The sequence below is a fragment of the Streptomyces sp. NPDC055955 genome (assembly GCF_042270245.1).
GTDB lineage: Bacteria > Actinomycetota > Actinomycetes > Streptomycetales > Streptomycetaceae > Streptomyces.
Genome location: NZ_JBHJYS010000007.1, coordinates 178,244 through 191,645 on the forward strand (window position 1 = coordinate 178,244; position 13,402 = coordinate 191,645).

Annotated in this window: 17 protein-coding genes; 8 read left to right on the plus strand and 9 right to left on the minus strand. The window is 68.9% G+C overall.

Going from position 1 to position 13,402, the window contains the following annotated elements; genetic code table 11:
• Positions 1-115: 115 nt before the first annotated feature.
• Positions 116-568 carry a GNAT family N-acetyltransferase gene (locus tag ACFC96_RS16570; protein ID WP_376612833.1) on the minus strand — a complete coding sequence of 151 codons (453 nt, stop codon included), beginning with the start codon at positions 566-568 and terminating at the stop codon, positions 116-118.
• Positions 569-644: 76 nt separating this feature from the next.
• Positions 645-1,103 (minus strand): MarR family winged helix-turn-helix transcriptional regulator, encoded by a 459-nt coding sequence (locus ACFC96_RS16575; protein WP_376255317.1) that lies wholly within the window; start codon positions 1,101-1,103, stop codon positions 645-647.
• A gap of 141 nt (positions 1,104-1,244) precedes the next feature.
• On the opposite strand from ACFC96_RS16575, the gene ACFC96_RS16580 reads away from it, so the two are divergent.
• Positions 1,245-2,459, plus strand: coding sequence for an MFS transporter (locus tag ACFC96_RS16580; protein WP_376255315.1), 1,215 nt, complete (start codon positions 1,245-1,247; stop codon positions 2,457-2,459).
• Between the two features lie 87 nt (positions 2,460-2,546).
• Positions 2,547-2,969 (plus strand): heme-binding protein, encoded by a 423-nt coding sequence (locus tag ACFC96_RS16585; RefSeq protein ID WP_376255313.1) that lies wholly within the window; start codon positions 2,547-2,549, stop codon positions 2,967-2,969.
• Between the two features lie 131 nt (positions 2,970-3,100).
• On the opposite strand, the gene ACFC96_RS16590 is transcribed toward ACFC96_RS16585, so the two are convergent.
• The gene (locus ACFC96_RS16590) at positions 3,101-3,967 is read right to left on the minus strand and encodes a GNAT family N-acetyltransferase (protein ID WP_376255311.1); all 867 of its coding nucleotides are present in this window, start codon (positions 3,965-3,967) and stop codon (positions 3,101-3,103) included.
• A gap of 5 nt (positions 3,968-3,972) precedes the next feature.
• Positions 3,973-4,509: a DUF2269 family protein gene (locus ACFC96_RS16595; RefSeq protein ID WP_376612835.1), complete on the minus strand. Its 537-nt coding sequence runs from the start codon at positions 4,507-4,509 to the stop codon at positions 3,973-3,975.
• 77 nt (positions 4,510-4,586) lie between these two features.
• On the opposite strand from ACFC96_RS16595, the gene ACFC96_RS16600 reads away from it, so the two are divergent.
• Together ACFC96_RS16600 and ACFC96_RS16605 are read left to right on the plus strand one after the other, a co-directional pair.
• Positions 4,587-5,219, plus strand: a complete 633-nt coding sequence (locus ACFC96_RS16600) for an HAD family hydrolase (RefSeq protein WP_376612837.1) — start codon at positions 4,587-4,589, stop codon at positions 5,217-5,219.
• A 388-nt stretch (positions 5,220-5,607) separates the two neighbouring features.
• The gene (locus ACFC96_RS16605) at positions 5,608-7,140 is read left to right on the plus strand and encodes a globin domain-containing protein (protein WP_376255305.1); all 1,533 of its coding nucleotides are present in this window, start codon (positions 5,608-5,610) and stop codon (positions 7,138-7,140) included.
• 32 nt (positions 7,141-7,172) lie between these two features.
• Here the strand turns inward: ACFC96_RS16605 and ACFC96_RS16610 are convergent, their stop codons facing one another.
• The 5 genes from ACFC96_RS16610 to ACFC96_RS16630 form a co-directional block, all read right to left on the minus strand.
• Complete coding sequence (locus ACFC96_RS16610; RefSeq protein WP_116512109.1) at positions 7,173-7,655, minus strand: NUDIX domain-containing protein; 483 nt, start codon at positions 7,653-7,655, stop codon at positions 7,173-7,175.
• Between the two features lie 200 nt (positions 7,656-7,855).
• Complete coding sequence (locus ACFC96_RS16615; RefSeq protein WP_227296002.1) at positions 7,856-8,761, minus strand: LysR family transcriptional regulator; 906 nt, start codon at positions 8,759-8,761, stop codon at positions 7,856-7,858.
• Between the two features lie 239 nt (positions 8,762-9,000).
• Complete coding sequence (locus tag ACFC96_RS16620; RefSeq protein WP_376255303.1) at positions 9,001-10,137, minus strand: cystathionine gamma-lyase; 1,137 nt, start codon at positions 10,135-10,137, stop codon at positions 9,001-9,003.
• The gene (locus ACFC96_RS16625) at positions 10,134-10,625 is read right to left on the minus strand and encodes a low molecular weight protein-tyrosine-phosphatase (protein ID WP_376612839.1); all 492 of its coding nucleotides are present in this window, start codon (positions 10,623-10,625) and stop codon (positions 10,134-10,136) included. The genes ACFC96_RS16620 and ACFC96_RS16625 overlap by 4 nt, the downstream gene beginning before the upstream one ends.
• A gap of 9 nt (positions 10,626-10,634) precedes the next feature.
• Positions 10,635-11,015, minus strand: coding sequence for a phage holin family protein (locus tag ACFC96_RS16630; protein WP_376255299.1), 381 nt, complete (start codon positions 11,013-11,015; stop codon positions 10,635-10,637).
• A gap of 80 nt (positions 11,016-11,095) precedes the next feature.
• On the opposite strand from ACFC96_RS16630, the gene ACFC96_RS16635 reads away from it, so the two are divergent.
• The 4 genes from ACFC96_RS16635 (at position 11,096) to ACFC96_RS16650 (ending at position 13,384) form a co-directional block, all read left to right on the plus strand.
• On the plus strand, positions 11,096-11,413 hold the full coding sequence (locus ACFC96_RS16635) for a cupin domain-containing protein (RefSeq protein WP_376255297.1): 318 nt from the start codon (positions 11,096-11,098) through the stop codon (positions 11,411-11,413).
• A 144-nt stretch (positions 11,414-11,557) separates the two neighbouring features.
• A complete protein-coding gene (locus tag ACFC96_RS16640; RefSeq protein ID WP_266676481.1) occupies positions 11,558-11,770 on the plus strand; it encodes a DUF5326 family protein in 213 nt (70 codons plus the stop codon).
• A gap of 338 nt (positions 11,771-12,108) precedes the next feature.
• On the plus strand, positions 12,109-12,822 hold the full coding sequence (locus ACFC96_RS16645) for an IclR family transcriptional regulator (RefSeq protein ID WP_376613016.1): 714 nt from the start codon (positions 12,109-12,111) through the stop codon (positions 12,820-12,822).
• 100 nt (positions 12,823-12,922) lie between these two features.
• A complete protein-coding gene (locus ACFC96_RS16650; RefSeq protein ID WP_116512115.1) occupies positions 12,923-13,384 on the plus strand; it encodes an SsgA family sporulation/cell division regulator in 462 nt (153 codons plus the stop codon).
• Positions 13,385-13,402: the final 18 nt, after the last annotated feature.

Consider the following 13,402-nt stretch of genomic DNA (forward strand, 5'->3'; position numbering starts at 1 on the left):
GATCCCGGCAACTCTATCCCCCCCGGCCCGGCCCCCACCCCGTCCTTCCGGTACACGGGCCGGGGGGACCTAATTTTTCACGTGAAACAGACGACCACCCGGCCCCTCGGCGTTGTCAGAGCTGGAGCTTGAAGCCCACATGTGAGGCCTCGAAACCCAGTCGCTCGTAGAAGCGGTGGGCGTCGGTACGGGTGGCGTCGGACGTCAGCTGCACCAACTGGCATTTCTGACGGCGGGATTCGTCCACGGCCCACTCGATGAGCAGCGTGCCGAGCCCGCTGCCACGCTCGTCCGCGTGGATGCGTACGCCCTCGATGATCGAGCGCGTGGAACCCTTCCGTGACAGTCCAGGGATGACGGTGAGCTGAAGGGTGCCGACCGTGCGCCCCTCGCGCACGGCGACGACCAGGTGCTGGTGGGGGTCCCCGGCGATGCGCGCGTGCGCCTCCAGATATGGCGTGAGGTCGTCCGGTGATTCGCGGCCGGCGCCCAGAGGATCGTCCGCCAGCATCGCCACGATGGCCGGAACGTCGGCGACCACGGCAGGCCGTATCTCAAGATCTCCCATGGCCGCAGCCTATGCGGCCATGGCGTCGCCGAGGCCGGACTGGGTTGTGAGTCGACGGTGCAGCCGAGGTGATGCCTCAGGCCGGGACGCGCACGGCTTCCACCGCGCGGACGAGCGGGGCGAGTTCGGGGTTCTTCGCCGCTTCGTCGAGTGCCTCACGCAGGGCGGTGTCATTGGTGGGCCGCGCATCGGAGAGCAGAGCCAGACCCGCCTCGCTCACGTCCGTGTAGATGCCGCGCCGGTCGGTGGGGCAGAGGTAGCGGGCGAGGAGACCGCGGTCTTCAAGGCGCGTCACCAGGCGCGTGGTGGCGCTCTGGCTGAGGACGACGGCGTCCGCGACCTGCTTCATCTGCAGGTGACCGCCTTCGCCGTCGTGCTGGCGGCTGAGCACATCGAGCAGCGAGTACTCCCGCACGCTCAGGTCGTGCTTGGCCTGCAGAGCGCGCTCGATGTGGGTCTCGATCCTCCCGTGGAGCAGGGAGAGAGCGCACCAGCCCTGGGCCAGGGCGGTGAGTGCGGGGTCTGTGGCGGTCATGGCTCTAGTTCCTCCGTCCCGAAGCGGCTGAACCCAGGATAGTCCACTCGTGAAATTGTCAGCGTTTGCAAGTAGTGCGCGTCTGCAAGTATTGTGAACGCACGCAAAGCGCATCTGCAACAGTCTGGGAAGGTGAACCCTATGCCTCTCGCGCTTCTGGCTCTCGCGATCGGGGCCTTCGGGATCGGAACCACGGAATTCGTGATCATGGGGCTGCTCCCCGAGGTCGCGGGCGACTTCGGCGTCTCCATCCCCACGGCCGGATTCCTGGTCACCGGCTACGCCCTCGGCGTCATGTTCGGCGCCCCCCTCATGACGATTCTGGGCACCCGCATCTCACGCAAGCGGATGCTGCTGCTCCTGATGGGTCTGTTCATCGTGGGCAACGTGCTCTCCGCGGTGGCACCCGTCTTCCTCGTCATGGTGATCGGCCGTGTGGTCGCCTCACTCGCCCACGGTGCTTTCTTCGGAATCGGCGCGGTCGTCGCGGCCGAGCTGGTCGCTCCCGAGAAGAAGGCCGGAGCCATCGCCATGATGTTCACCGGCCTGACCGTCGCCAACGTCGTCGGCGTACCCCTGGGCACACTCATCGGCCAGAGCATCGGCTGGCGGGTCACCTTCGTGGTCGTCGCGGCGCTCGGAGTCGTCGGACTGCTCGGCATCGCCAAGCTCGTCCCGGACATGCCCAAGGCCGAAGGCGTCCATCTGCGGCACGAACTCGCGGCCTTCAAGAACGTGCAGGTCCTGCTGGCGATGGCCATGACGGTGCTCGGCTTCGGCGGAGTCTTCGCCGCCATCACCTACATCGCACCGATGATGACGAACGTCGCCGGCTACGCCGACACGTCGGTGACCTGGCTTCTCGTCCTGTTCGGCCTCGGCATGGTCGCGGGCAACCTGATCGGCGGCAAGTTCGCCGACCGCAAGCTGATGCCGATGCTGTACGTCGCCCTGAGCGGGCTGGCCGTCGTCCTGGCTCTGTTCACGCTGACCGCCCACAACAAGGTCTTGGCGGCGATCTCCATCGCGCTGATCGGCGCCCTCGGTTTCGCCACGGTGCCGCCGCTGCAAAAGCGGGTCCTCGACCACGCTCACGGCGCCCCCACGCTGGCCTCCGCGGTCAACATCGGCGCCTTCAACCTCGGCAATGCTCTCTCGGCCTGGCTCGGCGGCATCGTCATCGCGGCCGGCCTCGGTTACACGGCCCCCAACTGGGTCGGAGCCGTGCTCGCAGCCGCCGCGCTCGTCCTGGCCGTCGTGTCCGCGGGCCTGGAGCACCGGTCCAAGGTCTCGAACCCGGTCGTCGCAAGTGCGGCGCCCGAAGGAACCCGCACCGCGGAACCCGCGCACAGCTGAGCGTCCCGCAGCACTTCACCTCATCCCGCAGGGCCGGCGTCGTCCCTGCATTTGATTCACCGCACACCCCGCAAGGAGAGACCCCTCATGAGCACCACCACCGCCGTCACGCCGCTGACCATCCAGGACGCGGAGGTCCTCGTGGCCGCCGCCGGTCGTGCGGCCGAGTCCGCCGGGGTGACCGTCAGCGTCACCGTCCTCGACGCCGGCGGACACCTGCTCGCCTTCCGGCGCGACGACCGGGCCGTCCTGATCTCCGGTGAGACCAGTACCCGCAAGGCATACACCGCCCTCCAGCTGAACGCCCCGACCGCGGACCTCGTCGACCTGGTCAAGCCCGACGGCCCCTTCCACAGCCTGCCCACCGCCCTGGACCGTCCGTTGCTCTTCATCGCGGGTGGCATCCCCGTCCACCGCGACGGCCGCCTCATCGGTGCCATCGGTGTCGGTGGCGGTGCACCTGAGCAGGACCACGGGTTCGCCGCGGCGGCCGTGGCAGAACTCGTCTGATGTTCCACCAGGCGTGAGCGTGACCCGCTGACGCGCCCTCCCACGCAAAAGTCCGCCCCCGGACACCGTGAATCCACGGGGTCCGGGGGCGGACTTCTTCGCGCGCTCCGGGTTTCGCGGCCCGGTCCCGGTCAACCCGCGGCGACCGTCAGGGGCGCGAAACGGCGCGTCCAGTCGCCGGGGAGGTCGGGGGCTCCGTAGGTCATCACGTCGTTGAAGGCCTGGGACTCCACTCCTCGTTCCTTGATCCACGCCAGCAGTTCCTCGTGGCGTACGTCGATGTCCGTGCGCAGGGGGCGATCCGTACCGGCGGCGAGGGAGGTGACGAGCGCCTTCGCCGTCTCGGTGTCGCGGGCGATCAGCGGGCCGATGACGTGGGTGTCCATGTTGGGCCAGGCGGCTGCGAAGCCGATGAGTTCGCCTCCGTCCTCGGCCACGCGGAACTGGTCGCCAAAGGCCGGCAAGCGGGTCAGGACGTGGGTGCGGTCCGGCCCGAAGACCTCCGCGTCCAGGCGAAGGATGGCCGACAGATCCTCTGCAGTTGCGGCGCGCGTGGCCACGGACGGTGTCGGTCCGCCGGGAGTGAAGCGTCCCCGCACCATCTCCGCGCGCCCGGTGACCTTGAAGCCCAGCCCCTCGTAGAGCGGGCGGCCGTACGGGGTCGCGTGCAGGGTGAGCGGGGTGGTGTCCGCCTGCTCGACCACGTGCTGCATGAGACGGCGGCCGATGCCGCGGCGGGCGTGGCGTTCGGCGACGAGAACCATGCCGATGGCGCTCAGCGTGGGCCGGTTCGGTGGGCCGTAGTCGGTCACCACGCAGGCGCTCACCAGGCCCCCGTCGGGGTCGTCGATGCCGTAGCCGGCGCCGGCCGCGAGGAGCAGGCCCCACTTGTGTTCCTCGCGGGGCCAGCCGCGATCCTCGGAGAGGTCGGCGCACGCCGTGAGGTCACGCGGGGTCAGCCGGCGGATGGGCAGAGCGGAGAGGGGAGGTGTCGACACGCAGGTCAGGCTGTCCGACTCAGCCGGTCCACGTCCACCACTTTGCGGGTAGCAAGCCGCTGCTTTCGGCCACGTCGCGTCAGTCCCCATGGCTTGAGCACCGAGATCACCGTCATGAAGAGATAGGCGGTGAGGGAGACGAGGGGGCCGGCCACCAGATCGCTCGGACGGGGCAGCGGAGCACCTGTTGCCACCGTCGCGACCGCGGTGTTGACGCCGGGACGCAGCGCGAAGACCGAAGCGGCGGTGGTGGCGAGTGTGAGCCAGAACTTGGCGTAGACCCAGCGGTGCCGGGCGAGGCCCCACGGGGTGCCCAGTGACAGCAGCAGGCCGCTCAGGAGGGTGAGCAGAGCGAGCGGGATCACCAGCCAGTCCGTGAAGACCTTCATCGCGCGGCAGGCGGCCTCGACCATCGAGTCGGAACCCGTGGTGATCGCCGTGAAGGCGAGCGCGAGCAGGCCGAGCGTGAGCCCCAGCCAGCAAGCGGAGGACGTCACATGGGCGACGAGGATGGCCCGGCGGGCGGGTCGGCGTAGTTTCACGTGAAACACCGTGCCGGGAGTGGCCCTGCGAGGGCGTCCGACAGAGGGAGTAACCCCGGGTACTAGCCTCGGCGTACATGGCGAGACTGCATCTCTTCGATTTGGACGGAACGCTGCTGCACGGCACGTCGGCGCCCGTGGAAATCTCCCGTCAACTGGGTCTTGAGGCCGAGACCGTGGCCCTGGACCGTGAGATCGAAGCTCGGCGCATCGGTCCGCCGGAGTACGCGCGGCGGGTGCACGCCCTGTGGGAGGGCCTCACACCCGAGCACGTGACGGCCGCGTTCGAGGGTGCGCCCTGGCTGACGGGGATCCGGGAGACCTGGGCGGAGATAAGGGTGCGCGGCGAGTACTGCGCGGTGGTCTCGCTCTCGCCGTCGTTCTTCGTGGAGCGGCTGACAGGGTGGGGCGCCCATGCGGCGTACGGTTCACGCTTTCCCGCGGTGCCCTTCACCGAGCCCGTCGACCCCGCGGGCGTTCTCAGCGCCGCGGCGAAGGTGAAGATCGCGGACCGGCTCTGCGAACAGTTCGGTGTGTCCCGAGCCGACTGCCTTGCCTATGGCGACTCGTACTCCGATGTGGAGCTGTTCGGCGCCGTGCCGGTATCGGTCGCGATCAATGCGAATCAGCACGTCACGGCTCTGGCGACCCACTCGTATGCCGGCCGGGATCTGTGGGACGCGTACGAATTGGTGCGGCACGCCCGCTAATTGGGGATTGCAGCGGCATATCACCTGTCGAATTCCTTGCTGGGCAAGGGGGACTTGTGTGTTTGACAGGTGCCGGTAGGGTCGACTCCGGTTCACGGCGGGCGTGCGCAGCGCATCCCGGGCCATGCACGCAGGCCAAGACAGCCTAACGGGACGGAGAGATCGAAGACCTGTTATTTCCGCTATGCGGCTTGCGGGGGCACGCCGGGTGGCACGCTGCGGGGAGGAACTGCGGGCAATGTCACATTCCTCCCTTACTTGTCCGTAGCGGACCGGAATGCGGGTTCACTTGGGCCGCCGCATTCTGTCGCGGCAGAACGGGGAAAGAGCGACTTCCGATCGCGGAAGTACGCAGACCGACCGAAAGATGTTCGAGGCGAGGCACAGCATGGACGCTCCGACCACTACGTCGGCCGACTCCGGTTCCGGCGACGGGGGCGGTTGGTTCACGCCGCGCAAGGCGCCGCCCGCCGGCGTGAGCAGGGACCAGGAGACGCCGTCAGAGGGGCGCAAGGTCACGCCGATACGGCCCGTGGGCAGGCCCGAGCAAATATCGGACGCCCGCGAGGAGACGGTGCCTGCGCAGAGCGCCGCCCCGGTCACGGAGGCCGCCCCAGCCCCTCAGTACGCGTCAGCCGCAGGCACGCCTGCGCAACAGCCCGGCCCGCACGCGACCGCGCGCCCCCACGCAGCCCAGCACGGCCAGGCGCAGAGCCCCGCGCGCCCGTCGCACTCCGCGACCCCGGCACAGGCGCCGACTGCGCCCAGGGCAGAGACCACGCCCCGCCCCGCTCCCGCGCCCGAGGCCTCCCCCGACGCGCGGCTCATCCGCCGCACGCTGGAGGAAGTCGGTCCCGACGCCGACAAGGTCACCTCGTATTTCTACGCGCTGCTCTTCGTGCGCCACCCCGAACTACGGCCCCTGTTCCCCGCCTCGATGGACACCCAGCGCGACCGGCTCCTCAAGGCGTTGCTCACGGCGGCCGAGCACGCCGACAACAAGAGTGTCCTCGTCCCGTACCTGAAGAACCTGGGCCGCGGGCACCGTAAGTACGGCACGCAGCCGGAGCACTACCCCGCGGTCGGCGAGTGCCTGATCGGCGCGCTGACCCGGTACGCGACGACTACGTGGGACCAGGAGACGGAGGCGGCCTGGGTGCGCACGTACACGACGATCTCCCAGGTCATGATCGACGCGGCGGCGGCCGACGAGCTGCGCGCGCCCGCGTGGTGGTACGGCGAGGTGGTCTCGCACGATCTGAGGACCTCGGACATCGCTGTGGTCACGGTCCGGCCCGACCAGCCCTACCCGTTCCTCGCCGGGCAGTACACGAGCGTGGAGACGCCGTGGTGGCCGCGGATCTGGCGGCACTACTCCTTCGCCTCGGCGCCACGCTCCGACGGGCTGCTCTCGTTCCACGTGAAGGCCGTCCCGGCTGGGTGGGTATCCAATGCGCTCGTGCACCGCGCCCGCCCGGGCGACGTGATCCGCCTCGGCCCGCCCTCCGGTTCGATGACGGTGGACCACAGCTCCGACAGCGGGCTGCTCTGTCTCGGCGGAGGCACCGGCATCGCGCCCATCAAGGCCCTCGTCGAGGACGTAGCGGAGCACGGCCAGCGGCGCCCGGTCGAGGTGTTCTACGGGGCTCGCACCGACCACGACCTGTACGACATCGACACGATGCTGCGGCTCCAGCAGACCCACCCCTGGCTGGCGGTCCGCCCGATCGTCGATCAGCAGGCCCATCTGCAACTGCCCGACGCGGTGCGCGAGTACGGTCCCTGGAACGAGTACGACGCCTACCTGTCGGGTCCGCCCGGCATGATCCGCAACGGGGTGGACGCCCTGCGGGACATCGGGATCCCGGTGGATCGGATCCGCCACGATTCCGTGGAGGACCTCGTCGCGACCGGAAACTGAGGCCGGGCCTGAACCAGGCCGGCCTCGCCCTGTCAGCCCAGGTCAGGCGCGTGCATCGCCCGTACACCCTCGATGTTGCCGTCGAGATAGTGCCGCAGGGACAGCGGGACGAGATGGACCGATGCGATACCGACGCGGGTGAACGGCACCCGCACGATCTCGTACTCGCCGCACGGCTCCTCGATCTCGGGGCCGTGCCGCTGGCTGAGGTCCATGGACTCGAGGCGACAGACGAAGAAGTGCTGGACCTTCACTCCGGTGGCGCCGCCGTCCTCGCCGATGTGCTCGACAGTGTCCACGAAGCAGGGCACCACATCGAGGATCTTGGCGCCGAGCTCCTCGTGCACCTCGCGGTGCAGGGCGTCGACGACGGTCTCGTCCTCGGGTTCGACCCCGCCGCCGGGGGTCAGCCAGTACGGATCCATGCCGGGCTTGGTCCGCTTGATCAGGATCAGGTCGTTGCCGTCGAGCAGCACGGCGCGTGCGGTGCGCTTGACCACGGGTCGGACGGTCATGGGAGAAATGTGGCCCCACAGGTTCCACGTGAAACATTCCGTACCGACCTGGCCTCAGGGCAGCGTCCATCGAGTCAGCGCTAGTTGATCACCAAGGATTGATCACCAAGGATTGATCACCAGGGATTGATCACCAGGGATTGATCGTCATCGACTGATCACCACGAACTGATCTCGACGAACTGGCCACCACGAACTGATCAGCACCAATCGACGGCGGCGCGCAGCAGCCACTCGTGCGACCTCGCGATGTGCGGCATGGCCAGCGTGCCCGTACGCACGACGAGGAAGTACGTCCGCAGCGGGGGTACCGGGGGGTCAAGCAGGGCTACGACCTCGCCACGCTCGAGAGCCGGCGCGCAGAGGTAGCGCGGGAGCACCGACAGTCCGGCACCGGCGATGGTGCAGGCGAGTACCGCGCGCAGATCCGGCACGATGACGGTGCCCGAGGTGGCCGGGCGTGAGTCGAAGACAGCGGCCCAGTAGCGGGCGACGAACGGCAACGACTCGTGCGCCTCGACCAGCGGCAGGTCCTCCAGTGCGGCCGCGCCGTTGCGGCGCAGGGTGCCGGGCCCTATGCGGGCGGCCCACCGGGGTGAGGCCAGGAGCACGTGCTCCTCGTCGCAGAGCGGAGTCGCGGTGAGCAGGGCGCCGCGCGGGCGAGCCGTCGTGATGGCCAGATCATGATGTCCGGCGCCAAGACCCTCCAGGACTTCCTCGGCGTTGCCGAAGGAGGCGCGCAGGGCGAAGCTCTGGCCGTCGTCACGGGTGAGTGCGGTGAGGGCGGGCAGCGCGCGCTCGGCGGTGAACTCCGGAGGTCCCGCGAGGTGCAGCGTGCGCACCGGCGACTCTTCGTCGATGCCGGTCTCGGTGATCTCCACGAGTGCGTCGAGGTGCGGTGCGGCCTTGTGGGCGAGTTCGTCACCGATGGAGGTGGGGGTCACGCCACGCGCCTGGCGGAGGAACAGGGGGCGGCCCAACTGCCGCTCCAGGGTGCGGATCTGGGATGTCACCGCGGGCTGCGAAAGGCCGAGCAGCGCGGCGGCCCGCGTGAAAGAGCCCGCCCGGTGCACGGTCACGAACGTACGCAGCAGGGCGAGATCCATGGCGGTGTCCTCCGTTCTCGGCCCCCGGGTCGGCACCCAACTATAAATTTGTCGATAGGTCTCTGTCGCTACGGTGATTGGACACTGACACAGAGTCAACTAGCCTTATGCGCGCGGTTCTTGGCGCGCAGGAACCGGGGGCGGTCCGAGCCACGAGGGGGGAGGCTCGGGCCGTCCGCTGCGCGTAGTCGGTTACTGGGCCGAGGTCACGGCAGGCGCGAAGTGGCCCGCGCGGGGCCCTAGGCGGCCGCCTCGTCGAGCGCGCGCAGCACATCGGCCACCAGGTCGTCCGGGTCCTCGGCGCCGGCGGAGAAGCGGATGAAGCCCTCCGAGACGTCGTCCCCGCCCCACCGGCGACGGCGCTCGGCGGTGGACCGCACGCCGCCGAAGCTCGTCGCGTCGTCCACGAGTGTCAGGGCCTCCATGAACCGCTCGGCACGCTCGCGCGTGGGCAGCACGAAGGACACCACGCACCCGAAGCGCCGCATCTGCTGCGCGGCGATCTTGTGCGAGGGGTCGTCGGGAAGCCCCGGGTAGCGCAGGCCCTCGATGTCGTCGCGGTCGCGCAGGGCGAGCGCGAGTGCGAGCGCGTTGGCGTTCTGCCGCTCCGCCCTCAACTGGAGCGTGGCGAGCGAGCGATGGGCGAGCCAGGCCTCCATCGGGCCGGGGATCGCACCGACGATCTTGCGCCAGCCCCGCACCGAGGCGGTCAGCTCGGCGTCGCGGCAGGTCACGTAGCCGAGCAGGATGTCGCCGTGGCCGGTGAGCTGCTTGGTGCCGCTGGCCACGGAGAAGTCGGCGCCGAGCTCCAGGGGGCGCTGGCCGAGCGGCGTGGCGAGCGTGTTGTCGACCGCTACCAGGGCGCCACGCGCGTGTGCCGCCTCGGCCAGCCGCCGCACGTCGCACACGTCGAGGCCGGGGTTCGACGGCGTCTCGATCCACAGGAGCTTCGCGCCGTCCAGGACATCGAGCTGGGCGTCGCCGCCGGTGGGGGCGGTGCGGACCTCGATGCCGAATGCCGTGAGCTGCTCGCGGACGAGCGGGAACACCTGGTAGCCGTCGCTCGGCAGAACGACCACGTCGCCGGCCTTGAGCTGCGAGAACAGCACGGCCGAGATGGCAGCCATCCCGGAGGCGAAGACAAGGGTGTCGACGTCCTCCTGGCCGGGCGCCTCGAGCTCGCCGATGGCCCGCTCCAGGTGGGTCCACGTCGGGTTGTCGTCGCGGCCGTATGTGTAGGGCCCCGAGACATCACCCGGCAGGTGGAAGTGTGCGGCGAAGACAGGCCCTGGCAGCGTCGGTTCGTTCTTCAAGGCCTCGGGCAGACCTGCCCTCACTGCCCTCGTGCCGTCCCCGATCTGCGCCGATTGCGTCATGCCGCCCGTCCTTCCAGTGCTGCGCGTACCGCGTCGAGCAGACCGTCGCTCGCTGCCTCCACCATTCTCAGGCACTCCTCGAAGTCATCGATGGCGCCGTAGTAAGGGTCCGGTACGTCCAGGTCTGTCCCTGCCGAAGGGTCGTACGAGCGCAGCAGGCGGACTTTCTCGGAGTCCTCCGGGGTCGGTGCCAGGCGACGCAGGGTGCGCAGATGCCCGGCGTCCAAGGCGATCACCAGATCGAGCCGGGAGAACCAAGAGGTGCTGAACTGCCGGGCCCTGTGGCGGCTTTCGTAGCCGCCGGCCGACAGCACGGAGACGGTGCGGTGGTCGGCACCGTCCCCCTCGTGCCAGCCGTCGGTGCCCGCGCTGTCCACCTCCACGAGGCCGTCGAGACCGGCCTCGTGGAGGCGTGAGCGGAAGACCGACTCGGCCATGGGTGAGCGGCAGATGTTGCCGGTGCAGATGAAGCACACGCGGAAGGGCATGGTCCGGGCTCAGTCCTTGTCGTCGGGCAGGACGACGTTCAGCGCCCAGGAGACAACCGAGATGATCAGGCCACCGAGGACGGCGGTCCAGAACCCTTCGACGTGGAAGCTCAGGTCGAACTGCTCGGCCAGCCACGAGGTCAGCAGCAGCATCAGCGCGTTGACCACGAGCGTGATCAGGCCCAGGGTCAGGATGAAGAGCGGGAAGGTGAGGACCTTCACTATGGGCTTGACCAGGAAGTTCACCAGGCCGAAGATCAGCGCCACGATGATCAGCGTGCCGACCTTCTTGCCGGTGCTGTCACCCGTCAGCGTGATTTTGTCGAGCAGCCACACCGCGACGGCAAGAGCCCCGGCGTTGGCGATCGTCTTGACTACGAAATTCTTCATGTGTCTGATCGTGGCAGACGAGACCGGATCATGAGAGTGGGCCTGCGAGGCCACTCACGGGCAAGGGGCGGACAAGAGGGATGAAGGCATTCCGGCTGGACGAACTGGAAGCGGAACGTGCCGCGAACGACGGCGCGTATCTGCAATTCCTGCGTGAGCGGAACATGTCGGCCGGGCTCTACGCCCTCGACGCGGGGGACCAGGACCCGCAGCAGCCTCATCAGCAGGACGAGGTCTATCTCGTCGTCAGCGGCCGCGGCTCGATCACCGTCGGCATGGAGACGACCCAGGTGGCGCGTGGCAGTGTCGTGTACGTGCCGGCGGGGGTCGCCCACAAGTTCCATCACATCAGCGAGGACCTGCGGGTTCTGGTGGTGTTCTCTCCGCCCGAGAGCTGACGGCGGATCTCGGGGTTCCCTAGGGGGTCGCTCAGGGGACGACAAGGGGTCCGTAGTCCCCACGGAGCGCCTCGGCGTGCCAGCATCGAATGCAGAAGCCGTATCGAAGCGGTACGGCTCGGGAGAGAGGTAAGGGCGATGGCAGTGCGAGAGATCTTCGCGGGCATGCCGTGGTGGGTTAAGTGGGTCGCGGTGCCGGTCATCGCCCTGGTCGTCTTCGGCGGGTTGATAGCCAGCGTCGTGGGCTTCGTGATCGGTCTGCTTTTCAAGGTGCTGCTCTTCGTGGCCTTGGTCGGTGGACTCATCTACGTCGTGCGGAAGTTCATCACGGGCTCGTCCTCGCGCAGCGACTGGTAGCCCGAGGCATCGGTTCGCTCGCGCGGGGGAAGTTTCCCCGCGCGGCCCTCTCGAAGTGGTGGCCAGGGCTAGAGTCCGGAACTCGACGGCCGCACCCCCGTGATTCCCGAGAAGCGGGGGGACCCCACGCGCTTCGGGAGTGAACCTTGGCCACGGCTGAACCGCTTTCCGCCGCCCCGCTGTCCGCCGACACCATGTCTGCCGACGCCAAGTCTCCACATGCGGTGGCCCCACCACACGGATGTCGCACGCACACCTACGACGACGCCCGGGCCGAGGCCCACCCCGAGGGCCCGGCCGGCGCCCCTCCGACCCTCATCGGTTCCGTCCAGCGCGCGATGCGCCTTCTCGAGGCCGTCGCGTCGCACGAAGAGGGAGCGCCGGCCAAGCAGCTGGCCCGGGAGGCCGGCCTCGCGCTTCCCACGGCGTACCACCTGCTGCGCACGCTCGCCCACGAGGGCTATCTCCGCAAGGAGACCGGTCTGTTCGTCCTGGGGGCGGCGGCCGAGAGGCTGAGCAGCAGCGGAGCGCAGCAGAATCGTCGCGGCATGATCACCGAAGCCCTGCAGCACTGGCGCGACGCCATCGGCGTCCCGGTGTACTTCTCGGTTTACCGCGAGGGCGAGATCGAAGTTGTGGCCGTCGCCGACACGCCCGGGAATCCCGCGGTCGCCGAATGGGCCGACTTCCGTGAGACGGGGCACGCCCACGCGATCGGCCAGTGCCTCCTCGCCCAGCTCGACGACGAGAGCCGACGCGATCACCTCGACCGCTATCCCGCCCATTCGATCACCCCGTACACGGTGCGTGACGACCGCGCGCTGCTGCGACGGCTGAACGGACAGGGGCGGATGCAGCCGGTCGTGGAGCGTCAGGAGTACGCGTTGGGCACAGTCTGCGCCGCGTTTCCCATCACCGTGGGCTCCACCGCGGCGACGATGGCGGTCTCCCTCCCGTCCCATCAGGCCGGTCGTCTGCTGCCCGCGGCCCGTCAGCTGCAGAACGAAGTCGGGAAACTCGTGGGGACACTCGCCTTCTCTATCAGCATCTGAAAACTCACTCCTTGTGATCCCGCATGTACGTTAAGCAAGATGCGAAGAGCGTCGGGAAGGCTGTTCCCGGCCGATCGACGGCAAATTGACGGGGTAGGCGATGCGCGAGTCGGTACAGGCAGTACAAGCAGAGGTCATGATGAGCTTCCTCGTCTCCGAGGAACTCTCGTTCCGCATCCCGGTGGAGCTGCGGTACGCCGCCGCTGATCCCTACGCCGTGCGGCTGACCTTCCACCTCCCCGGAGACGCCCCGGTGACGTGGGCGTTCGGCAGAGAGCTCCTGGTGGACGGCGTGGCCGGCCCCTGTGGCGACGGCGATGTGCGCATCGAGCCGGTGGAACTGGCCGGCAGCCCCGGCGACATGCCGGGCGAGGTGCACATCCGGCTCCAAGTGGGCGGGGACCAGGCACTGTTCAAGGCGGGCGTCGCCCCCCTCGTCGCGTTCCTCGACCGCACCGACAAGCTGGTCCCGCTCGGCCAGGAGCGGGCGCTCGCCGACTTCGAGACGCATCTCGACGAGGCACTCGACCGGATCCTCGCCGAGGAGCAGAGCGCGGGCTGACGGGCTCCAGAAGTCCGG